This window comes from Herpetosiphon sp., from assembly GCF_003512625.1.
Taxonomy (GTDB): Bacteria; Chloroflexota; Chloroflexia; order Chloroflexales; family Herpetosiphonaceae; genus Herpetosiphon; species Herpetosiphon aurantiacus.
Map to the genome: position 1 here is coordinate 71,588 of NZ_DOPT01000102.1, position 21,766 is coordinate 93,353.

General features: G+C 48.7%; 20 protein-coding genes. 9 read left to right on the forward strand and 11 right to left on the reverse strand.

Features of this window, described 5'->3' with window-relative positions; translation table 11 throughout:
- Positions 1-33 precede the first annotated feature (33 nt).
- The 4 genes from DEF47_RS23370 to DEF47_RS23385 all read left to right on the forward strand — a co-directional run bounded on the left by DEF47_RS23370 (position 34) and on the right by DEF47_RS23385 (position 2,639).
- A complete protein-coding gene (locus tag DEF47_RS23370; protein ID WP_041306913.1) occupies positions 34-480 on the forward strand; it encodes a peptidylprolyl isomerase in 447 nt (148 codons plus the stop codon).
- 114 nt (positions 481-594) lie between these two features.
- Complete coding sequence (locus DEF47_RS23375; RefSeq protein ID WP_012191724.1) at positions 595-1,605, forward strand: CobW family GTP-binding protein; 1,011 nt, start codon at positions 595-597, stop codon at positions 1,603-1,605.
- An 85-nt stretch (positions 1,606-1,690) separates the two neighbouring features.
- Complete coding sequence (locus DEF47_RS23380; protein WP_012191723.1) at positions 1,691-2,053, forward strand: DUF4260 domain-containing protein; 363 nt, start codon at positions 1,691-1,693, stop codon at positions 2,051-2,053.
- 10 nt (positions 2,054-2,063) lie between these two features.
- Complete coding sequence (locus tag DEF47_RS23385) at positions 2,064-2,639, forward strand: TetR/AcrR family transcriptional regulator (protein WP_012191722.1); 576 nt, start codon at positions 2,064-2,066, stop codon at positions 2,637-2,639.
- Here the strand turns inward: DEF47_RS23385 and DEF47_RS23390 are convergent.
- Positions 2,636-3,073 (reverse strand): hypothetical protein, encoded by a 438-nt coding sequence (locus DEF47_RS23390; protein ID WP_012191721.1) that lies wholly within the window; start codon positions 3,071-3,073, stop codon positions 2,636-2,638. The genes DEF47_RS23385 and DEF47_RS23390 overlap by 4 nt on opposite strands.
- Positions 3,074-3,211: 138 nt before the next feature.
- Between DEF47_RS23390 and asd the strand changes: the two genes are divergently transcribed.
- Complete coding sequence (gene asd, locus DEF47_RS23395) at positions 3,212-4,267, forward strand: aspartate-semialdehyde dehydrogenase (protein WP_012191720.1); 1,056 nt, start codon at positions 3,212-3,214, stop codon at positions 4,265-4,267.
- 50 nt (positions 4,268-4,317) lie between these two features.
- Here asd and DEF47_RS23400 read toward each other — a convergent pair whose 3' ends face one another.
- The gene (locus DEF47_RS23400) at positions 4,318-4,518 is read right to left on the reverse strand and encodes a hypothetical protein (protein ID WP_041304825.1); all 201 of its coding nucleotides are present in this window, start codon (positions 4,516-4,518) and stop codon (positions 4,318-4,320) included.
- 272 nt (positions 4,519-4,790) lie between these two features.
- Positions 4,791-5,573 carry a tyrosine-protein phosphatase gene (locus DEF47_RS23405; protein ID WP_012191719.1) on the reverse strand — a complete coding sequence of 261 codons (783 nt, stop codon included), beginning with the start codon at positions 5,571-5,573 and terminating at the stop codon, positions 4,791-4,793.
- A 312-nt stretch (positions 5,574-5,885) separates the two neighbouring features.
- On the opposite strand from DEF47_RS23405, the gene recA reads away from it, so the two are divergent.
- Positions 5,886-6,962: a recombinase RecA gene (gene recA / locus DEF47_RS23410; RefSeq protein ID WP_012191718.1), complete on the forward strand. Its 1,077-nt coding sequence runs from the start codon at positions 5,886-5,888 to the stop codon at positions 6,960-6,962.
- 69 nt (positions 6,963-7,031) lie between these two features.
- A complete protein-coding gene (locus DEF47_RS23415; RefSeq protein ID WP_012191717.1) occupies positions 7,032-7,718 on the forward strand; it encodes a RecX family transcriptional regulator in 687 nt (228 codons plus the stop codon).
- Here DEF47_RS23415 and DEF47_RS23420 read toward each other — a convergent pair.
- The 4 genes from DEF47_RS23420 to DEF47_RS23435 form a co-directional block, all read right to left on the reverse strand.
- Positions 7,715-8,857: an STAS domain-containing protein gene (locus tag DEF47_RS23420; RefSeq protein ID WP_012191716.1), complete on the reverse strand. Its 1,143-nt coding sequence runs from the start codon at positions 8,855-8,857 to the stop codon at positions 7,715-7,717. The two genes, DEF47_RS23415 and DEF47_RS23420, sit on opposite strands and share 4 nt — an antisense overlap.
- Positions 8,858-8,876: 19 nt before the next feature.
- Complete coding sequence (locus tag DEF47_RS23425; RefSeq protein ID WP_012191715.1) at positions 8,877-9,995, reverse strand: STAS domain-containing protein; 1,119 nt, start codon at positions 9,993-9,995, stop codon at positions 8,877-8,879.
- A 107-nt stretch (positions 9,996-10,102) separates the two neighbouring features.
- The gene (locus tag DEF47_RS23430; protein WP_012191714.1) at positions 10,103-10,900 is read right to left on the reverse strand and encodes a caspase family protein; all 798 of its coding nucleotides are present in this window, start codon (positions 10,898-10,900) and stop codon (positions 10,103-10,105) included.
- 12 nt (positions 10,901-10,912) lie between these two features.
- The gene (locus DEF47_RS23435; protein WP_012191713.1) at positions 10,913-14,653 is read right to left on the reverse strand and encodes a CHAT domain-containing protein; all 3,741 of its coding nucleotides are present in this window, start codon (positions 14,651-14,653) and stop codon (positions 10,913-10,915) included.
- Between the two features lie 116 nt (positions 14,654-14,769).
- On the opposite strand from DEF47_RS23435, the gene DEF47_RS23440 reads away from it, so the two are divergent.
- Both DEF47_RS23440 and DEF47_RS23445 read left to right on the forward strand, forming a co-directional pair.
- Positions 14,770-15,606, forward strand: coding sequence for a ComEC/Rec2 family competence protein (locus DEF47_RS23440; RefSeq protein ID WP_012191712.1), 837 nt, complete (start codon positions 14,770-14,772; stop codon positions 15,604-15,606).
- 42 nt (positions 15,607-15,648) lie between these two features.
- Positions 15,649-15,915 carry a hypothetical protein gene (locus DEF47_RS23445; RefSeq protein WP_012191711.1) on the forward strand — a complete coding sequence of 89 codons (267 nt, stop codon included), beginning with the start codon at positions 15,649-15,651 and terminating at the stop codon, positions 15,913-15,915.
- 5 nt (positions 15,916-15,920) lie between these two features.
- On the opposite strand, the gene DEF47_RS23450 is transcribed toward DEF47_RS23445, so the two are convergent.
- The 4 genes from DEF47_RS23450 to DEF47_RS23465 form a co-directional block, all read right to left on the reverse strand.
- The gene (locus DEF47_RS23450) at positions 15,921-18,374 is read right to left on the reverse strand and encodes a VWA domain-containing protein (protein WP_287045364.1); all 2,454 of its coding nucleotides are present in this window, start codon (positions 18,372-18,374) and stop codon (positions 15,921-15,923) included.
- 515 nt (positions 18,375-18,889) lie between these two features.
- Positions 18,890-19,330 (reverse strand): hypothetical protein, encoded by a 441-nt coding sequence (locus tag DEF47_RS23455; RefSeq protein ID WP_041304823.1) that lies wholly within the window; start codon positions 19,328-19,330, stop codon positions 18,890-18,892.
- 94 nt (positions 19,331-19,424) lie between these two features.
- Positions 19,425-20,444 carry a WXG100 family type VII secretion target gene (locus tag DEF47_RS23460; RefSeq protein WP_012191708.1) on the reverse strand — a complete coding sequence of 340 codons (1,020 nt, stop codon included), beginning with the start codon at positions 20,442-20,444 and terminating at the stop codon, positions 19,425-19,427.
- A 317-nt stretch (positions 20,445-20,761) separates the two neighbouring features.
- Complete coding sequence (locus tag DEF47_RS23465; RefSeq protein ID WP_012191707.1) at positions 20,762-21,442, reverse strand: MBL fold metallo-hydrolase; 681 nt, start codon at positions 21,440-21,442, stop codon at positions 20,762-20,764.
- Positions 21,443-21,766 lie beyond the last annotated feature (324 nt).

Consider the following 21,766-nt stretch of genomic DNA (forward strand, 5'->3'; position numbering starts at 1 on the left):
GTGGCCGCAAAACAATGGAAGTCAGCGCCAGCGATGTCGATTGACACCACCAAGCACTATGTCGTCACCATGGAAACAACCAAAGGCACCATCAAAATTGAGTTGTATCCTGAGTATGCACCCAAAACGGTCAATAACTTTGTGTTTTTGATCAACGAAGGGTTTTATGATGGCATCGTCTTCCACCGCGTGATCTCAAACTTTATGATTCAAGGTGGCGATCCAACTGGTACGGGCACAGGTGGCCCAGGCTATCGCTTCGAAGATGAATTCAAGGGCAATCCACTTAAGCACGAAACCTGTGTGCTTTCGATGGCTAATGCTGGAGCCAACACCAATGGCTCACAATTCTTCATCACCCATAGCCCACAACCTCACCTCGATGGCCGCCATACCGTGTTTGGCAAAGTCACCGAGGGCCAAGATGTGGTCAATGCAATTCGCCAAGGCGATAGCATGACCAAAGTAACCGTCAGCTAATTTGCGCTGTGGCTCACGAGCAAGCAGCTGATTAACCACGAAGGACACGAAGAACCACGAAGCTCGATTTCGTGAAACTTCGTGTCCTTCGCGGTTAACAATAAGGAGTGTCTGATGACCACGCCGATTCCAATGACGATTTTGACCGGATTTTTGGGCGCAGGCAAAACGACGTTGCTCAATCGGCTGCTTAGTGCCCAGCATGGCCTCAAAATCGCGGTGCTGGTTAACGATTTTGGCGAGATTAATATTGACTCGCAGTTGGTAGTTGGGGTTGAAAATGACGCTGTAATTAATTTGGCGAATGGCTGTATTTGCTGCACCATTCGCGAGGATTTACTCACCACCACCCTCGAATTGCTTGAGCGCGATGATCGACCTGAATATATCATCGTCGAAGCCAGCGGCGTTTCCGACCCGGTTTCGGTGGCATTAACCTTCCGTTTGCCCGCCCTGCGCTCGTTGATCAATCTCGATTCGATTGTGGCGGTCGTTGATGCTGAGAGTATTCACCAACAACGTGAACAATTGATTCAAGTCGTCGATCAAATTGCCGCCGCCGATCTTGTTGTGATCAATAAAATCGATTTGGTTGATGCTGCCCAACAGCAACGGGTGATTGCCTGGATTCAGACGATTGTGCCACGGGCGCGAATTTTGACCGCTGAATATGGCGAGGTTCCGGTTGATTTGCTGCTGGGAGTTGGTCAATATCGCATCGATTTGCAGGCTGAAGCGTATCCCACCCAGCATCAACATAACGAAGAATGGCAAACCTGGAATTACCAAACTGATCAGCCTTTTACCATGAGCAGCCTGCAACGAGCCTTCCAACAATTGCCAACCGCGATTTTTCGTGCTAAAGGCATTGTATATTTGGCCGAAGCACCTGAACGCCGCGCAATTGTTCAGTTGGCGGGCAAACGTACTAGTTTGCGGCTCAGTGAGCCATGGGGCGCAGCCACTCCGTACAGCCAAATTGTGATAATTGGCCGGAGCAATAGCTTTGATCCAGCTGAATTGACCCACCATTTTAATGCTTGTTTGGCAGATGCCACGCAAGAACCACGCGAAGAAATTCTGACTGTGGCCGAATGGCGACGCAAATACCAAGCCCAATCGTAAAACTAATAGATTTAGTCTTGACAAATCATTTAAAGACTATTATGATTAGTCTTGAAAACTAATGAAATTAGTCTTTAGGTGAATCATGTCAAATACTAGTTTGGTTAAACGCTTATTGCATGCCGAAGGCTTGGGTTTATTGCTGATTGCGGTGCTGGGATATGCTTGGCAAGGGTTTAGTTGGTGGCAATTTGGCCTAGCTTTGTTTGTGCCCGATATGGTGATGCTTGGCTATTTATGGGGGCCAAAAGTCGGCAGCCTTTGCTATAATTTCGGCCATATTACGCTCTGGCCGTTGAGCTTTTTGGCGCTGGGAGTGCTGAACGATTGGCCAGTCGGCCTGCAAATTGGCTTGATCTGGTTGGCGCATATTGGGCTTGATCGCATGCTTGGCTATGGGCTAAAATACCCAACTCAGTTCAAAGATACCCATTTGGGGCGAGTTTAGAGGAGCAGCAATGGCCTACCCAGCCCAAACCGATTATCCAACAATTATTCGTACGGCCCAACGTTTGATTGAACGCGATGGGGTTGAGCAATTGGCCTTAGCCAGCCTTGCCAACGAGCTTGGCATCAAAGCTCCATCGCTCTATCGCTATGTGGCCAACAAAAATGCTTTGCTCAAAGGCGTGGTCACGGTCACAATTCAACAATTGTTTGCGGCGTATGATCAAGTATTGGCTACCAGCCCAAACGATGCGCAAAGCCAGTTGGTGGCAATTAGCCATGGGCATCGCCAATTTGCCCATGCACAGCCCAAAAATTATGCTTTAGCCCTGACCGCTGCAAGCCCTGAACAACGGGCTGATCCTGCGCTGTTGGTCGAAATGGTATTGCCAATTCAGGCAATCATGGCCCAAATCAGTGGTCAAGAGCATTCACTGGCAGCTTTGCGCGGCTTATTGGGGCTGATTCATGGCTTTGTGCTGCTCGAACTCAATCAACAACTCCAGCGTGGCGGCGATTTAAGCAGCGCCTTCGATTTGGCAGTGCGCAGCTATCTGGCTGGCCTAACCACCTTGGCAGCAGCTTAAAGCATCGTTAGCAAGACCATGAGCAAGGCAATCAAACAAAATAATACGATGAATGTTTGAGTACTACCATAGAACGCCTCTAAATTATAGGGCTTGCTAGGATAGCCGTGGTGTGCCCTGCGGTTGCGTGGTTGGTTACGTTGCAAATCCTGCTCAGTTAGTTGAATGTCGCTGGCGGTTACACGGCGGCGCTTCAAATACGCCCCAATTTCCTCGCTCGAAACCTGCTCTGAAAGCTGTTGGGCGACATCAGCCAAGGCTTCTGGCTCGCGTTCTGGAGCCAAATTGCGCTCAAATGTTGGTTGATGTTTGGTTGTTGTCCGAGGCTTAATGAACTGGCGTAGTTCAACCCGAAGCACACTAAGTTCTTGGCGTAATGCCTCCACCTCTTTTTCCAAGCGGGTAATTCGGTTACGAGCATCTATATCTGTCATTTTAAAAACCCCCTAATCTATTAACATCAAACCTAGGTACGTTGCAGGGTCGTGTGGAGTTGCTATAATGCCCGCAGCAACGACGCTGATGAGCAATGGTGCTAATTCACATACATTCCCACTGCGGAGGCTTTTGGTATGAAGAAGATTCCTGTTGGTGTGCTAGGCGCAACAGGGATGGTTGGACAACGCTTTTTGAGTTTGTTGATCGATCACCCCTATTTTGAAGTAACGGTAGTTGCCGCTTCGGAGCGTTCGGCTGGTAAGACCTTGGCCGAAGCTGGCCGCTGGATGATCGGCGGCGAAATGCCTAGCCAATTTGCCAAGATGACCGTCCAGCCCGTTGATCAGGTTGGCGATGTTGGCTTAGTGTTCAGTGCCTTGCCCAGTGATGCTGCTGGCCCGACCGAAATTGCTTGGGCCAAATCAGGCGCGTTGGTTTTCTCAAATGCTGGTGCACATCGCCGCGATCCACTTGTGCCGCTGTTAGTGCCCGAAGTCAACCCTGACCATGTTAATTTGTTGGAATTACAACGCCAACAGTATGGCTGGAGCGGCGGCATTTTGACCAACCCCAACTGCACAACCACCCATGCTGTGTTGCCAATGCGAGCTTTGCACGATGCCTTTGGCCTCACCAAGGTTTTGTTGGTGAGCATGCAAGCAATTTCGGGCGCAGGCTATCCAGGTGTGCCAAGCCTCGACATTATTGACAATGTTGTGCCGTTGATCAAAGGCGAAGAAGAAAAAGTTGAGTGGGAGCCACGCAAGCTTTTGGGTACGCTTGGCGCTCAGGGCGTGGAAGAAGCCCAAATCACAATTAGCGCTCATTGTAATCGGGTGGCGGTTATTGATGGCCATACCGAGTGTTTATCATTGGCGTTCGAGCGTCCGCCCGCCGATGAAGCTGAATTGATCGCGGTCTTGCGTGAATTTAAGGCTGAACCACAAGCGCTCAATTTGCCAAGTGCGCCAGCCCACCCAATTTTGGTAACTGAATTGGCCGATGGCCCGCAGCCACGCCGTGATCGCGATGCTGAGCGTGGTATGGCGACGACCGTTGGGCGCGTTCGCCGTTGCCCAATTCTTGATTACAAATTAGTTTTGTTGGGGCACAATACCTTGCGCGGAGCCGCTGGGGGTTCGTTGCTCAACGCTGAATTAATGGTTGCCAAAGGCTTGATCAAAGCCTAAAATGCGCTGCGCACAGAACCGATGGTGAGGAATTCTGTGCGCAGTGACTTTTAAATAGTATTGATCACCACGATGATCAGGCCAACAACCATAAATGCGCCACCGACTGAGCGGAAGGTTTGGTGAAGGCGCTGCGTAAACACCATATCTGTGCCACGGCGGGCATCGTTATAAAACCATTGCTCACGAAATTGGCGTGAAACCAATAACACACCACCAAAGAGCATTAATAACACTGCAAAGATAACCATCACACACCCTTCATACAACTGGATACCTAGCTGTATCCTATCATATCAAGCTTAATAAATCATTGGCTGATTTAGGCTATAAATATAAGAATTTGATTAATATTCTATAGCTCATTAGTCATCAAGCTGATAGTACCATATTCCGCATACCATCGTACACACTACTAATACTACAAACTAGCACTATTTGTTCCAATAGACTAAAACGAAAAAGCTACCCGTAGGCAGCTTTATACGAAACAGCGCTTGGTGTTTTCGTGGTTGAATTAAGGCTAACGTCGTCGCCACCAACGTTGCTTTTGGGGCTGGATGAAATAAGGTTCAGCCAGTGGAATTTGGGCATCAGAAAGCAGCAAGTGTGGTAATTCTTCGACCATCCGCCGTGCTCGATGCTCGCCAACCAATTGAGTTGCCACCTGAAAGGCCTCGCGCATTGCGGGCGCACGTGCACCAGTGGGCGCATGGGCATCGCTAGCAATAATTTGGGCCAAATTATGGTAGACCATTTGGGTTGTGATATCTTGCAAGCGCTGGCCGTGCCAGCCAACCAAACTGGCGGCGGTTATTTGCACAACTACGCCACGCTCAATTAATGGAATCAATAGATTAGGATTATCTTGGAAGACGCGGGTGCGTTCGGGGTGGGCCAGAATAACGCGATGACCAGCCAGTTGTAAATCAAAAATCGAACGTTGCAAATGTTCAATCACAATATGCGCGGGCGTTTCTAACAAAACGGCGCGACTCGTGCCATAGCCCAACAGATCGCCTTGACGCAACCGCTCGGTCAAATCGCTAGCAACTACCATTTCAGTGCCTAAAACGACTTGCAAGCCTAATTTGGCACGTTGCAAATATTCGCGCAGTTGCACCACCAAATCACGTAAGCGTGATGGTAGATAGATTCGCGATTGCGAAGAGCCAGGCCCGTGTGGAGTAGCGGCCACACACGTCACACCCTCGGCGACTAAGGCGCGGGCAATTGCTAACGAACCACTCCAATCGGCAGGGCCATCATCAATACCAGGCAGAATATGACAGTGTAAATCGTACATAGGGTGCGCCTTGTTTTAGTTTCAAACAGACCAAGCAAGTATACCACTATGCCATCGCCCCATAGGAGTGATTTAGGGGGGACGATATGGAGTAGTAATTAACAAAATTAAGTTAATCTCTATAGGTGATGGATTATACCGCTATAGGATTAAAAGTCAAAGGATTATGTTTGGTTAAAGCAAAAGTACTAGCCAAACTAGGAAAAAAAGCCTTGTACTTGACGAACAAGTGTGCTATACTGGCTTGCAGTGGCGACGTGCAAGTCTGCCGCACTTTTTCGTAAGCAAGAGTATCTACAAGGAGTCCGAGTAATGGCAATTTCACCCGAAAAAGAAAAGGCTTTGGCCGCCGCCCTCAGTCAGATTGATCGCCAATTTGGTAAAGGCGCAATTATGCGTATGAGCGATCAACGCTTATCGATCGAAGCAATTCCAACTGGCTCAATTGCGCTCGATTTGGCGCTTGGGGTCGGCGGGATTCCACGGGGTCGGGTGATTGAAATTTATGGTCCAGAAAGCTCAGGGAAAACCACCCTTACCCAACATATTGTGGCCGAAACTCAAAAAATGGGTGGCGTTGCTGCTTTTATCGATGCTGAACATGCTTTTGATCCCGTCTATGCCGCCAATTGTGGTGTCAACGTTGAAGACTTGTTGGTCTCACAACCTGACACTGGCGAGCAAGCGCTCGAAATTTGTGAAACTTTGGTGCGCTCAGGTGCAATCGATGTGATTGTGGTTGACTCGGTAGCTGCGCTCGTACCACGCGCCGAAATTGAAGGCGACATGGGCGATTCACACGTTGGTTTGCAAGCCCGTTTGATGTCGCAAGCCTTGCGCAAGCTCTCAGGTGCTGTCTCCAAATCACGCACAGCTTTGATTTTCATCAACCAATTGCGCATGAAAATCGGCGTGATGTTTGGTAATCCTGAAACTACCACCGGCGGCAATGCGCTCAAATTCTATGCCTCGGTGCGCTTAGATATTCGCAAAGTTGAAAGTATCAAGCAAGGTCAAGATGTGACTGGCGCTCGCGCACGGGTCAAAGTTGTTAAAAATAAAGTTGCACCACCTTTCCGTCAAGCTGAATTCGATATTATGTATAACGAAGGCATCTCGCGCGAAGGCAATATTGTTGACGTTGGTGTGACCATGGAAATTCTGCGCAAGAGCGGGGCTTGGTTCTACCTTGGCGATGATCGCTTGGGCCAAGGCCGCGAAAATGCCAAACAATTCCTTAAGGATAATCCAGCTTTAGCCGATGAAATCGAAAAGATGATTCGGGCAGCTTCACCAGGCGCTCCTACCGCCAAAGTCATTGTTGGGGCGGCGGCTGCCAACGGTGCTGCGCCTGCCGATGATGGCGATGGGATTTTCGACGACGAATAGTCAGCGTTATCAATTGATTACAGAGGGCGTAGCATTGGTGTGCTGCGCCTTTTTGTTTGAGGAATTGCCATGCCAACTGGAACCATTACCATGCTCGAAATTCAACAGCGCGATCACGAACGGGTCAATTTGTACATTGATTCGGTGTTTGCCTTGGGTATTAGCTTGCGCACGCTGGAACAGCAAGGTTTATACAAAGGCAAGGTGCTAAGTGAAGCCGATTGGCAAGCTATCGCCAAGGCTGAAGAGATCGATAAGGCCTACAATGCGGCTTTGGTTTTTCTGGCAGCGCGGCCACGCTCTAGCCAAGAAATTCGTACCCGCCTGCGCCAACGTGAATTTCCCGATGAACATATCGATTTTGCGCTTGAAAAACTGGCTCAACTTGGCTTGGTTAACGACGAAGCCTTTGCGCGGTTTTGGGTCGAGAATCGCCAACAACATCGTCCCAAGGGAGCCAGAGCGATTCAGGCAGAGCTGAGCCAAAAAGGGGTCAAACGCGAATTGATTAGCGAAGTGTTGCATGAACTAACCGACCAAGATGAGGAACAAGAACGAGCTTTCAGCGTGGCGCGTACTGCTTTGCGGCGCTACGCCAACGAGCCAACCAAAATGGCTTTTAGCCGCAAAATGGCGGGCTTGCTGCAACGGCGTGGTTTTGGCTTTGACACAATCAAACCTGTGCTTGATCAACTTTGGCAAGAGCTGCAATCAAATGGCGAAGCTGATGAAACCGAAGCGGACGACATTGATTAAGCTGCTCGCCGTATATGGGTTTGGAGCAATGATTGGATGGCTTTTTCGAGCGTCAGATAATTTTTCACCAAATTTGCCTGCATATCAAGCGAAACTAAGGCGGTGGCAACTTCAGGGCGCAAGCCAACCAAAATGGTTTTGGTGCCAAGCAATTGAGCGGCCTTGGCAATTTGAATAATTGTTTCAGCCACGACTCGATCGATCAATGACACACCTGTAATATCTAAAATGATCGTATGCGCACTCGAACGTTCGATTGCTGTAAAAATATCATGCTTCAGACCTTGTGCATGTTCGGCGGTCATTTCGCCAATCAAGGGCGCGATCAACACGCGTGGCAAAACTGGAATGACTGGGATATTTAATTGAGCGACAATTGTTTGACTCGTTTGTAATTCACTGAGGGCTTGTTGCAGAACTTTTTCGCGTTGTGCTAGCTCATTTAGAGCATTTTGTAGACTTTGGTTGCGTTCGTCAAATTTTTGCTCTAATAAATGCTGCAAATGTTGTGATTCATCTTCACGCTGGATTAAATTATAAATCTCCATATGCAAGCTGCTACCAAATCGCTCAACTAATAAAGCTTGGCTGACAATGGCAATTGTCATCGTTACGAAGATAACCCAAAAATTTTCGATCATGTCGATTGGCTGTAAAATTTCAGTCGATTCAAGTATCCCAATTGATGTTACGATTAAAATTGAGATACATACATTCAAAATCAAGACATTACGGTTATTTAGCAATGCACTAATAATTAAAGGAATCGCGAAAAAGATAAAACCATAGGTACTATTTTCACGTAAAATCCCAACGACCGCATAGCCTATCAGCAACATCAATTGAATGCTGGCACTTACAATCATTGCTGCTCGTTGCAAGTGATTGCGGCGTAGCTGCTGGAGCGCAATCGCTGCACCAATGCCCATGGTTGAATAAGTTCCCATCGCCATAAGTAGCTGTTTGAACGTATCGGATGTAGAAGGAAACGTTACGAAAATAAGCGCCGAACTGAGCACTCCAACAATTGCAATTCCAACTAACCCGAGCACAATTGCTTGAAATGCCCGTGCTTGACGACGTTCAATCAGACTTGTCTGTGGTAATTGATCAAACCATACGCGCCAGCGGCTCAGCATAGCCTGTTCCTCTTTGGTGCTAGTTCAATTCTCGTCGTTGATTGATCAGCGATAAAACTGCTTGTTCAAGATTGGCAAAGGTTTCAATCGCTGGAAAATTAATGTGGAGCGCGATCAGGGTTTCGGCAACTTCGGGCCGTAAACCAACCAAAATAGTGCGAACTTCAAGAAACCGCACAGTTCCGGCAATATGTAGCAAGGCCTTGCCAATAAACGTATCGATGGTTGTCACGCCAGAGACATCAAGAATAATTGTATGGGCCTTGTTGGTTTCAAGCGCATTGAAAATATTCTCGGCAAACGCCTCAGCCCGTTCACCTGAAACCTCGCCAACCAAAGGAATAACCAAAATCCTTGGCAAAATAGGTAAGACGGGCGCACTTAGTTGGGTAAAAATCTGTTTGCTCTGTTGTAATGTGGCTAAAGTATGTTGTAAATCAAGCTCGCGTTGTTCAAGCTCAGCCAGCGTTTGGCTTAGACTGGCTGTTCGCTCGTTGACCGTGGTTTCCAGTGAATCACGCAATTGATTCAGCCGTACTTCGCGATCTAAGGCTTCATGCAAGGTCTGACGTAGATTACTGCCAAAGCGATCAACAATCACTGCCTGAAGAATTGTGAGCAAGCTAAATGTACCAATGATTGATTGGAGATTAATCGGCAGTAATAATTTACCAGCTAAGCCCCGCGATTCTGCTAAGCCAATCAACAGAAAAATCGCTAGCGATAGGCTGGTCATGGTTAGCACAACTCGTCGATTGCGTAGTAACCCAGCCAACACAATGGGCATCGAGAATGAAACTAAGATAAAGCCAATCGCTTGAGTATATACCCCAATTGCCCAAAATGAAATCGATAATTGGATGAGAAAGTTGCTAAGTAAAATCAAAATTGCTTGTTGCAGGGCATTAAAGCGGATTCGCCATAATACTAACAATGAACTCGACCCTAGCACACTATAGCCCACGATTGATAAAAGTAGTTGGTTCGCAGAGCCACTAGTGAGCGGTGCGGTAATTACGCCAATCACTGAAATGAGGATGAGCATAAGTACTATATGTTGGAGCAACATAGCTTGGCGACGTTCAACCCCATGTTGTTGTGGCAAGCGTTGGAGCCAAGCCTGCAAGCGCATAACCATAGAGGGGATTCCTTAGCTATCTAGATTCGCTTTATTATCCCCCCTTTGTCAATTATTTGCCTTGTTGTTTGTCCTGTTTTAAGTACCCCGTAGAGGGGATATTCGGGTTAGGCTGATCGTAGCGCAAGCGGCGCACTCAGCCCATTACTAATCTTCGGGGTTTGCTGAATGCCCGCCACATCGCTAGCATCGAGCACGGCATTGTAGGTTGCCTCAAATAGGCTTTGAATATCAGCAGTTTGGCCAGCGGCGATTTGCTCAACCAACTTGGCCGTGAACAACGAGTTTGGCTCGCCAGGCAAAATGTAGGATTGTTCGCTATCTTGGCAGCCAGCCAAAAGCACTTGATTGGCCGGAATTGGATCGCCACCAGCGCCAGCCGGAATCGTGGCATTGCCAATAATTTGCTTAACCAAGCCTGCTGGTAATTCTTTGGCGATCAAGCCCGCTGGAGCCATTGCACCTGTGCCACTATGGCAAGCGTCGAGTACCACCAACAATGGGGCTTTTTCACGGATTGGAGTTAGCCAAACTCGCAGTTCATCATCGCGCACAAAACTGCCTACGCCTTGCTCCATACCACATTCATATGGACATAAAAACTCCTCTTTGCCATCGCTCTCGTCACCATTATCGTCGTCGAAGCTGGCTCCATGGCCTGAATAATAGACAATCGCCAAATCATCAGCGGCGACCTCGCCTGCCAACCATTCCAGCGTCACCTGAATATTGGCTTTGGTCGCTTGATCATCAAACAAAACTCGCTCAAGCAAGGGCTGGGTACTCAAGGGTCGTAGCGCATTCAAAAAAACTTGGGCATCATCACGGCAAGTTGGCAACGGTGGAATCGCTGGATTGGCATAGACACTCACTCCAACCGCCACGACCAACAAACGCTTTGGCATAGATTGCTCCTTCTAACGCTTTCCAATTGGAATAAAAGCGGCCCAATAAAATGGATGGACTAAATGTGGTTTATTGGGCTGGGCCAGCATTTTTTGCTTAGCTTTGGTCAAGATTTCGGCTTTATCAGCGGTTGGTTGTTGGCTCAGCAACTCGAAATAAGCCTCAACTAAATCCATGGTTGCCAACACATCAACCGACCATAAGCTAGCAATAATTGTCGGACTACCGCGAAACATCAAGGCGCGGGTCAGGCCATTGATGCCCTCGCCACGTGAGATTAGACCCAAACCACCTTGGCATGCTGCCAAAAAAATCAATTCGGTATTGGGCATGCGTAATTCAAAAAGGTCATGAATGCCCAAAAATCCATCTTGCCCGCTCTGATCGCTGCTGCCATCAGGCGCTGCCAAATTAAACACCAAGCCCGAAAATTGCGGATATTTATCGTTGAACACGCCATGGCCCGCAAAAATGATGTAACGCATGGCCTGCTCAGCCAAAATTCGCTTGAAATTGGCTTCGTTGGATTGAAATTCAGCTTGATAGGGCGTGTGATCGGCTTGCCAAGCGGTTAATTGCAGGGTGGTTCCATGTGCAGCCAAATCGCCCAATACCTTACTGAGCACACTGGTTTGGCTCAAATCGTTGTAGCTAATCATCAATTCTTGGGCGTAGATATGGCCTGGGTAGACGCTTGGCACATTGGTTTGATAGTTGATGTTGTAAACGCCCAGCGCCAGATTTGCTGCTTGGGTTGCTGCTTGTTGCTGAAGTTGCAGCCAAAGGCTAATCGATTGGGCAGTGGAAATTGTGGCGTGATTCAGCCAATAAAATGGCACGAGATCACGGCAAATTTGCTCAGGCGTAGCCTGGTCAGGCGCTTTTTGGCGATAGGTCGCAGGATCAAGTGGCTGCTGGTTGGCATCAACTGGGTCATCGAAAAACAGCAAATCAAACGGTAAATAATACAAAATCCCATCTGGAATGATGATTAATTGTTTGCCACGTAGCTGCTCTTTTAGCCCCGCCGCCCAGAGCGGCCCTAACAAACACTCAACAACATGGCGATTAGCTCGCACAAATTCTTGCCAACGCGCCGCCCCACGCTGGGCATACCAAATCAAACGGGCCACGGCATATTCAATTTTGGCGCGGCAGGCTAGCTCAAATGCTTGCAACTGCTGACCATCGGTATATAGCAAATAGCTCCATTCGCTGCCAATCGTAAAGCTCAAAATCACCGTGTTGGGTCGTTCGGCCAAGGCTTTTTGTAAGTTTGGCCAGGTTATTAGTTGCGGCTGGAGTTCTTGATTTTGGCTTTCCAAGGCTTGGGCAATGCTGCTTTGGAGCGCTTGCCAATCGGCAAATGCAGCTCGCTGATCGTTCAATAATTTAACTAAATCGTCGCCAGCGGGCTGTTGCATGGCTAAACGAATTGCCATGCTTCGCGCGGCCAAGGCGGCGGCCAGAGCTAGCCGTTGCTGCTTTAACTCAGGGCTGAGTTCGCGCTCACGATCAATTTGGCTGGCCTCAAGCAATTGTTCAAAGCCATGGGCACGCAAATTTTCACTCAATTGCAATAAGCTAGTGCGGTCGCTGGAATGCTTGAAATGAAAATGCATCGCGCATTCGAACACCTGAAATTTATCTTGCAGCGCGGCCATTTGCCAATCGCTTTGCTGCACATTATTGCGCAACACTTGCACCAAGTCGCAGGCATTGGCGTAGGCTTGTTGGGCTTTAGCCAGATCGTTGAGCGCTTCGTAGGCTCGTGCCATGGTCAACCAAACTCGCCAGCCAGCATCGGGAATCAACACGCCGCGCATTTGGGCTTGTTTCAGGGCTGCTTGGGGCTTGAGATCGCTCAGATTGAGCGCTTTCAAGCAGTTTTGGGCGGAATTCAAGGCTTCGGCTGGCTGCTTCAGCAACAATTGAACTTCGCTGATATTGGCAAACAACACCGCTTGCAGCACCCGATCCGCCGTGGTTTGGTTGAGCAATGTCAAGGCTTGTTGCAATAAGCTCAAGGCTTGTTGATAAAGCTGGGCTGGCTCCCCTAAATCCTGCAAGCTTGCCGCCAAATCGCTGGAAAACCAACTAGACTCAAGCAGCAAATTAGCTTGGAGCCAAACAATATTGGCTTGGTTGGCGATGATCAAGCTGCGATATTGAGCCAAATTCGGCTCTTGCTCAGCCAAGTTTAATGCCTCGGCATAAGCTTGTTGCGCTTGAACAAGCGCTTGACGATGCTTGGTATATTTCAGCCCTAGAAAATGTTCGGGTGGTTTATCGCCGCGCAATAGCACTTGCTCGGTTTTGTCGTAGGTCACATAGCCGCGATGATCAAGCAAATTATTGCGGACAAAGGCGATATTGCCCCGATTGATCGCTGCCAAACATTGGCCCTCACGATCATCAGCGGCCAGCAAATTGGCAAGCTTGACATAGCATTGTTCAGCCGCCGTGTAATCGCCCAACATCACCAAACTATTGCCCTGCCATTGGGCTAATAAGCCACCAAAAGCCTGATTTTGGCTAGTTTGGCTAGCAAAAGTTGGCTCGCTGATTAATTGCTGGCTGGCTGCAAGGGTTGTGGCAAAACAGTGTTGGGCTAATTCAGGTTGGCCTGCTAAAAAAGCCAATTCGCCCCGCAGAGCCTCGGTCAATAAACCCAATGGCGCAGTTGTGCTGGGAATTTCGGCGAGCAACGCTTGGGCTTGAGTCACGTTAAATAATTGATGTTCAGTCCACGCCAGCCACCATTGCAGTACCATCCGATGGCGTGCCCCAAGCTGCTCATCGACCAAAACCCCTGCCAACAAGGCTTGCCAATGGGTTTTTAGCTGGTTCAAAAGTAGGTTTTTGGGCGTAGCAAAGCGCAAAATATTCGGCATTGGCAAATTAACCGCTGGCAACGGCACGCCACGTTGCGGAGTTGGAGCAGGCGCTTCCTCGCCTTTACCATCGTCGGGGGCAACTTCGATTGGCGTTAACGCCATAATTGCTTGCTGAAGGGCCTCAAGCAAGGTTTGATCATCAGGGTTGTGCAGCCGATAAGCCAGCAAAACTGCCTCAAGCATCGCCCGCAAATCATCGATCAAGGCTGGTTTTAGCTGATCGTCGAGCCAAGGCACAAGCTGCTCAGCGGCCTTGGGATGCGCCTGTTGAGCACGCTTGAAACTCGCAATAATCCCAGCATAATCGGCCAAATCGCGCTGAAGCAAAATCAAACTAATCGCTGCTTCAAGTTCATTTAGTTTGGCCAAACCTTGGATAATTGGCTGCCACAGCGCGGCAATATCGCCAAACAGGGCATGGGCATGCAACTCGCAAGCATACAATTCAGCCTCATCGGCAACGCAAATTGTCCAGCTGGCCGAGCGCGGATCGCTGCTCACGCTGCTACAAAACGAGCGCAAAGCATCGATTTGTTTGGCGCTCAGGGTTGGTTGGTCGGCTTGCCAGCTGCTGGGAAGTTGCAAAGGTAAGTTGGTTTGCTGTTGCTGCAAGTCGCAATAACGTTGTGGATTGCCATGCCACAGTGCCAGTTGCTTGGCGCTGGCAGTTATGCGTTGGCTAAAATCTTGATCAGGCCAACAATTGGCCTTGGCTTGTTGCTCCAAACCCTCGAATACGGCGGGAATCCAATCGTAGAGCACCAATTGCAAGGCTTGGTGCAAGGTTGCCCCTTGTTGATATTGGGGATTTAAACGTTGTTTGGCCAGCCATTGAGTCAACCAAGCGGTGGTCATCGTTGCCTCCAAGTGCACTAACGGCAGCAGCGTAGCAAATGCCCAACATTCGCGCGGTCATGCCAATTTTCGCCAATCTGTGGCTCTAAGTGATTAACGTTCCAAGGAGTGATTTTATGCAACAGTTTTGGCAACGTTGGCAGCAATTGAGCAATTGGCAGCGCTGGCTTGGGCGAATCATCGTGCTAAGCTGCCTAGTAATCGCTTGGCAAGCTTGGCAACATCGCCCTGATGGCAATATTCACCTGTTCGTACCGTCGATTGCTGGCAATAGTGTTTTGGTGCAAACGCCCAACGCCAAGCAGATTATCATCGATGCTAGCACTGATCCAGTGGCGATTATGGCGATTATGGGCCAACGCTTGCCATTTTGGCAACGCCAGATTGATCTATTAGTCTTGACCAGTAACGAGCCACAACAATTAAGTGGAGCCTTGGCGTTAGCCCGTAGTTATCAGATTAATTTGGTGCTAGCCCCGGCTTTCGAGCCAAATCCTGTTGCTGCTGAGCTAGCCCAAGCCTTAACCCAACAACAAAGTAGGGTAGTATTAATCGAATCAGGCCAAAAAATGACGTTAGATCAGGTGCAGTTGACGATTCTTGCTGCGCCCAACGCCCAATCTCAAGCGATTATTCAGCTCCAGTTTGGGGCATGGCACAGCCTGATTGGCCTCAACCCAAGCGATCAAGTTGCCAGACAATTGGCGGTAGCAGCAAATCAATGCCAGGTTTTGATTTGGCCATGGTCGCGCGGCGATGATCGTTTGCTGGCCAGCCGCTGTGGTGCACAAGCCCTGATTTATAGCCAAGGCCAAGCGGAACAACAAGATCCGCGCAGCTATTTTGCGCGGGGTAGTCAAGAACGGCGCTTGCTCCACGAAAAACTCGATGGCTCGGTACATATTCGCAGCGATGGCCAACAGATGTGGTTGCAAACTCACGCCCAACCCTAACCATGCTAAAATATGCCACATCCCCACACTAAGGAGGCCAGTATGCGCAAAAAAGTTGCCCGTGCCTTATTTAATGATCAACCTGTTGAACAATCAACCCCGCCAAAATTGATTAGCTTTGGCAGCAATCGCAGCGATCAATGCACGTTATATGATGCTCCTGCCAAATTTGAACAATGCTTGGGCTGCGAGTATCGGCGTGGTAGCAAAGGGCTAGGTATTCTGTGTGGCCATCGTTTTGGGCTTGATCCAACCTATATCAACGGCGTACTAACCCAAATCCAAGATGATGAGATTCGCCCGCTTTAGCCTCATCAGCGAATAACTCCACGGCGGATGGCAATTTCAACCACCCATAAGCCTAAGGCAAGCGCAATCAGCCATGGCCACCATTGGGTATTGCTGGTTTGGTTGGCAACTTGCAGGCTGGGGGCAATTTGCTCCAAGCTGCCGATTTGGCCTTGCCCAAGCCCGACCAATTGCTCTAACAGTGCGGGGTTAGCCGAAACCGCCCATTCACGATTGTAGGGATGAATCACGCCAGCTTGGGTTTCGAGCCGATTTGGGCCTTGCTCCAACGCTGCCAAAATATGGTACGCGCCAGTTTGGGAGGCATCAGCCAGCGCTTGATAACGACCTGGCGCAATTTGGGGTGCACGCAAGATTTGTTCGCTGCCATTGGGAGCCAGCACCCGCAAGCCTACATCAGCCAAATCGTAGAGTTCGCCCGTTTCAGCTTGCGCATCGAGAGTGATAATTGCTTGATTCTGTTGCAATTCGCTGCTGACTCGGAGGTCGCCCCGGGCGGGGTTGGGGTAAGTTGCGGCGATAATTTGCGCCAGGGTATTGCCCCAATTTGGCCAAGGTCGCCATGTGGCAGTCCAACGTTCGCCGCTATCCGAGGTAAAAGCAGTGGCGCGACCAAGCCCATATTGCCAAGTTGCCAGCAAAATATCGCCTTCGGTAGTGGTCAATAATTGCTCAGCTTCAGGTTTGGGCGTAACCGCGACATAACCACCAAACGGCGGGATTTCGCCGAGGTTCAGGCCACGAATCGCGGGGTGCGGCGTAGCAAGATTAGCCTGAAATTGGCCCTCAGTTAATGGATTTTCGCGGGCAATTTCGGCTTCTTGCAAGGTCAATCGCGGCAAATCATCGGGTCTAGAGGCAAAATGATAGCGTCCCGCACCCAATTTGGCCAACGATTCGAGCAGCACGGTATCAGCATCGCCGCCGATCGCAATTGTCGAAAGCGTAATGCCTTGGGCACGTAACGGAGCGATCAGCGATTCATAGGAGCTTTCGCCGCCAGAACGTCCATCTGTCAACAGCACGGCATGACGCACTTTGCCAGTTTGTTGAGCCAGACCGCCCATCCCAACTTCCAAAGCGGCATAAATATCAGTTCCACCGCCAGCACTCAAGCCAGCGATATTATTTTGAATTTCGCTTAGTTGCACACCTTGACCAACCTTGGTAAAGGTCACTGTCCAATCGTTGGTATCATCGAATGCCAGCACGCCAATCGTATCATCGGCTCCCAAAGAATCGGTTGCGGCAATCGCGGCAGCTTTGGCAAGGCTAAATTTATCTTTGCCCGACTCGCCCAACATACTTGCCGAGCGATCCAGAATCAGCAGCAGAGTGACGGTTGGGCGCTCACGGCGGGGCGGCGGCTCCATTGAAACTGGCAACAATTCTTCGAGCGGCGTGCCAGCATAACTGCCCAAGTTATAGCTATTGGTTCCACCTAATACAACCACACCATGGCCAAGGCTGCGCACAAATTCACGCAAGGCCAATTGCTGATCAAGGCTTAAATCGTTGGCAGAAATATCTTGGAGCACGATTGAATCGTAGACCCTGAGTTGGCTGAGGCTGGTCGGCAAGGCGGCAGGGCGTAAGGCTTCGGTCACCAAATTAGCAGCTTCTAAGGCATCGCGCAAGTTGGCTGAGCTATCTGGTGAGCGTTCGATGATCAATACTCGCGGCGGTGGCCCAACCACCGTCCAGGCATCAAGTTGATTGTTGGCAGGTTGTTGATCGTTGGTGGCTAGCAATGTTGCCTGAAAACGATGGAAGCCGCGAGCACCAGCGGTCGATTGAAATGAAACCAGATTGCGGCCTTGTTCAACATTAATTGTTTGACCGGCCAAGCCCACGCCGTCGCTACTCAATTCGAGGCGCACTTGACCATCAACACTCGAATAGAGCACCACATCGGCACTAAATCGCTCGCCTTCGCGCAAAGCTGGCGGCACAAGCAGCGATTCCACCCGAATATCGGTTTCGGGGTAGCTGATGGGCACGCCATGCAAACGAATTGAGCGCTGCGCAAATGTACTAACCTGATTTTGCCCATTGGTGGTAGTGCTAGCACCATCGCTGAGCAGAATAATATCGCCACCTTGCGGCAACAAACCACTAGCAAATTGCAATGCTCCCGCCAAATCGCTGCCATTGGGGTCAATCGCTGGACGTTGGTCGGTTTGGCTCACCCGCACATCGGCCCCAAAGGCCAATAAGCGCACTGGACGTTGCTCGATTTGTTGTTGATAGAAGCGCACAGCCTCATTCCAAGCGGCATCACGCAACTCGCTAGGCAAGTTGGCCGATTGATCAACCAGCAAAATCAAAGGGCTAGCTTGTTGATTAGCTTGGTTGCGCGGTAAGGCCAGTGCCAGCAAAATACAGGCTAAGCTCGTCAAGCGCAGCCCAACTACCCGCCAATCGAGGGTTGTTTTGCGGGCAATCCACCAGCCACTCAATCCTATAACCAGGAATAATCCCAAAAATATCATGCAATCGCCATCACGAGGTAAGCTTAACGAATCATTGTTTGAAGCATACCATAAATAAAATGATGAGTGATGAAGGCCTATTTAATGACGGTGTTACGCCATACGATCTTGGCTATATTGGCTATGCTAGTCCCTTAGTTCGTTATTGGTGAATTGTTGCCTACCACGCACGTGTGCGAGAAGGCGAGAGGGTGAGAGACTATCAAATTAATCAAATTTATGAAACTATTTATAAATCGTTAGTAGTCCAGCATCGGGCGATAATTGTATCATCAACGGTTTCAGCTAGCACTAGAAAAAGCTGGCCTGTTGGTCGTCAAGGGCGATTTAGTGCTAGGCTATTCTAGCGCCTCACTATACCAAAAGCCCTGTTTCAGTACTTGAAACAGGGCTTGGGTTAATGATTAAGCTAAACTTGGTTCTATCGCAACTGCTCTATGTCATTATCAGTACCAAATTGGATCTTAATAACGTGTACTTATTTAGGTATTAAAGACTTGCAGGTAAATTGTTAGCAATTCGGCATCGGACGATAATTGCACCACCAATATTTGATAGCTTTTACCATTAACAAATTGATAGACATAGCGATATTGTTCAGGTTGAAGATTTAAACTATCAAGTTGCCACCAAGCTTTGGCCTCACGGTAAGGGGCTGGCAGCGAAGCAAAGGAGTCAGGGGTTGTTTGGAGTGATTCGCTAATCGGTAGAGTCGTTAGCCAAGCATCGAGCGCAGCAGCAGGCAAATCGAACCGCGCAATCACCATGGTATCCAAGGCTGATTCGCCGTGGGTATGCACATTGGTCGCTTCAGCAGGAAGTGCAAAGTTCATGAAGCGTTCAATCTCTGCCCGGTTCAAGGGACTACTGAGATCACGCAAAGCAGCCTCAACCGTAGCATCGTGATTGGTTTGGTTATTCACGTGATTATTCTCCTCGCAACTAGATAATAGTAATATGCTTAGTATGAAAAAAATATATTTCATCGATGTATCCTATCGTAAGTCAATTAGAAATTTATTTTAGACCAATAAATGAATCATAGGTATAAAAATGCTTCTGACCACTCGATGTCCCTGTTAGATCGTATTCTTGCGCGATCCCTGTCCCATGAAGCCTTCCCATTTCTTCATCTGTAATATGATCATTTGCAATTGTACTATTATCAATCCATTCAATTCCTGAAGATGGAATGGTAACCGCTTTACCTTGATCCCAGTTATATCGATCAAACATATGTACTTGAGAAATAACTTCGACATTTGGAGTTCCATCTAGAGCTGGAGTTACTCGAACATAAGCAGTTTGGGCATAACTAAATCCTCCTACTGCGTAATACCAATTTTTATTCTCACTTCGATCAGGATAAAAATTGGATTTCCAAGGAATTGTTACATGAAATTCTAATGGTTCGCCATGATAATCAGATCGAAGTTTTTGATTAATTTGGGGAATAATTTCATTTTCATACCTAAATTCAACCTTACTTTTAAATACAGGCATATCATCAAGCATATCATCGACGGAAACAGTGAGTGGCTCTCCAGAATTATTCAGGAAATGTTGCATATGATAGCCGGTTTCTGAAAAAACTCCGGAGAATCGTGCAAGAGTTGCAGCCCTACTCATTTTAGAATGATTGGCTTTATCCTGCTCAGTTGGTTGCCCCATTGCCCCATGTGTCCCACTTCCGTCGCCCGTATTAGGTTGAGTCGGCGGTGGCGGTGGCGATGGCATTGTGATGAGTTCAGGCTTTAAAGTTTTACTGCCATCTAAAGGTTCTGTATGCGGTAAATCTGGGAGTTCTAATGGGTCTACCATTAGTCGATTTTTAGATGAGCTGGCATTTATAGAAAAGAGAGCCGCAGCTTCGGCTTCAGCCGCTTGCATTAATTTGGCAATCTCAAGGGTTACTTGGGCACTAGTGTCAAATACATTAATCAAGCGCTGATAGGTTGGCACAATTACGCTCTCGAACTCCTGAAAACAGCGTTGGGCAGCTTGGCCTTGCCATTCGCCAGCGATCAGCGGTTGCATGCTGTGCTGAAGTGTTTAAAGTAGTTGTTGCATAGCATCGCGTTTGGTATTCAAGCGACTGGCAATCGATCCAAGTTGATCATAGTGCACCGCAATAATTGGGGCTGGCATAGTGCTCCTAAAAATAACTGGTAGTGGTGGTTGGGGAATGCAAGCGAGGAATGCACCACTCAAATTTCTCAGGCAGCACTATAACAAGCTAGTTTGTTCGTCGTCAAGGGTGATTTAGTGTTAGGCTATTCTAGTACTTCACTATACCAAAAACCCTGCTTCAGTACTTGAAACAGGGCTTCGGCAAACGATTAATCCAAACTTAGCTATACCGCAACTGCACTTGGCTTGAGAATCACAATCTTGGTTTCTTCGTCTTCGCGCGGCAAAGTCGAGGGTGTAAACACGACTTTATCAAGGGTTTCGTATTCCTTGAGTCCCATCTGATGCACAAACACGCTCAATGGCTCCAAATCGAGCGCTTCGAGCCGTTGTTGTTGATTGTCGTTATACAATGGCACAACCACTTTGGGGGCAATTTCGCTGATAATCTCGACCATGCCATCAGGCTTGATCACATGGTTGCCATTGCCAACTGGCACAAACAACACATCGACTGAGCCAATTTCATCGAGTTGGCTGGCAGTCAGGCCATGGCCCAAATCGCCCAAATGGCAAAAAGCCACATCATCAATATACATCACATAAATTGTGTTATGGCCATGTTTTTTGCCCTCGCCATCGGTATGCGCTGTACGAATGCCACGAATTAAGATATTGCTCACTTCGTATTCGCCTGGCCCATCGGCCACAAATAGCGTATCGCGCAATGGCTTGACCACTTCGACATTATTGTGATCAGCCTTGTGATGGCTGATGGTAACAATTTGGGCAGTTGGCTTGCCAATATCAAAGCCCACCGATTGATCGCAGGGATCAAGCACTACAATGCCTTCACGACCGCGAATCCGCACGCTGGCATGCCCTAAATACAGTATTTCTGCCATGATTTCCTTCCTAGATAGCCCGTTCGTTAATGACGCTTCGCTAAGGCAAAACTTGTGTTTTGGTTAAAACGATGGCTAGAATAGGCTGTTAAGCACAATCTTGCACCAACCAAATCATGCTTGGTTCATCGTTTGATGTCTGTCGCCCACCAATTGCCCTTTAGGGGGTGCAGGGGGATTAAAGCCCACTGCGTCTCCCGCCTGGAGGCGGGACGGAAGGGTGGTGATCAATGAATTGTTAAAAACTTACCCTTGTAAGGCGTGAGTGAGGGGGCTTAACAACAATCGTTCTCGTGCCAAGCTTATTTGGCACATGGGTTTCAG

Bases quoted from the DNA above. Each gene is read 5' to 3' on its own strand.
- asd (WP_012191720.1), top strand. From the start codon at position 3,212: ATGAAGAAGATTCCTGTTGGTGTGCTAGGCGCAACAGGGATGGTTGGA.
- DEF47_RS23460 (WP_012191708.1), bottom strand. From the start codon at position 20,444: ATGCAACCGCTGATCGCTGGCGAATGGCAAGGCCAAGCTGCCCAACGC.
- DEF47_RS23425 (WP_012191715.1), bottom strand. From the start codon at position 9,995: ATGGTTATGCGCTTGCAGGCTTGGCTCCAACGCTTGCCACAACAACAT.
- DEF47_RS23435 (WP_012191713.1), bottom strand. From the start codon at position 14,653: ATGACCACCGCTTGGTTGACTCAATGGCTGGCCAAACAACGTTTAAAT.
- DEF47_RS23400 (WP_041304825.1), bottom strand. From the start codon at position 4,518: ATGGTTATCTTTGCAGTGTTATTAATGCTCTTTGGTGGTGTGTTATTG.
- recA (WP_012191718.1), top strand. From the start codon at position 5,886: ATGGCAATTTCACCCGAAAAAGAAAAGGCTTTGGCCGCCGCCCTCAGT.
- DEF47_RS23390 (WP_012191721.1), bottom strand. From the start codon at position 3,073: ATGACAGATATAGATGCTCGTAACCGAATTACCCGCTTGGAAAAAGAG.
- DEF47_RS23430 (WP_012191714.1), bottom strand. From the start codon at position 10,900: ATGCCAAAGCGTTTGTTGGTCGTGGCGGTTGGAGTGAGTGTCTATGCC.
- DEF47_RS23415 (WP_012191717.1), top strand. From the start codon at position 7,032: ATGCCAACTGGAACCATTACCATGCTCGAAATTCAACAGCGCGATCAC.
- DEF47_RS23465 (WP_012191707.1), bottom strand. From the start codon at position 21,442: ATGGCAGAAATACTGTATTTAGGGCATGCCAGCGTGCGGATTCGCGGT.
- DEF47_RS23380 (WP_012191723.1), top strand. From the start codon at position 1,691: ATGTCAAATACTAGTTTGGTTAAACGCTTATTGCATGCCGAAGGCTTG.
- DEF47_RS23385 (WP_012191722.1), top strand. From the start codon at position 2,064: ATGGCCTACCCAGCCCAAACCGATTATCCAACAATTATTCGTACGGCC.
- DEF47_RS23370 (WP_041306913.1), top strand. From the start codon at position 34: ATGTCGATTGACACCACCAAGCACTATGTCGTCACCATGGAAACAACC.
- DEF47_RS23405 (WP_012191719.1), bottom strand. From the start codon at position 5,573: ATGTACGATTTACACTGTCATATTCTGCCTGGTATTGATGATGGCCCT.
- DEF47_RS23375 (WP_012191724.1), top strand. From the start codon at position 595: ATGACCACGCCGATTCCAATGACGATTTTGACCGGATTTTTGGGCGCA.
- DEF47_RS23445 (WP_012191711.1), top strand. From the start codon at position 15,649: ATGCGCAAAAAAGTTGCCCGTGCCTTATTTAATGATCAACCTGTTGAA.
- DEF47_RS23440 (WP_012191712.1), top strand. From the start codon at position 14,770: ATGCAACAGTTTTGGCAACGTTGGCAGCAATTGAGCAATTGGCAGCGC.
- DEF47_RS23420 (WP_012191716.1), bottom strand. From the start codon at position 8,857: ATGCTGAGCCGCTGGCGCGTATGGTTTGATCAATTACCACAGACAAGT.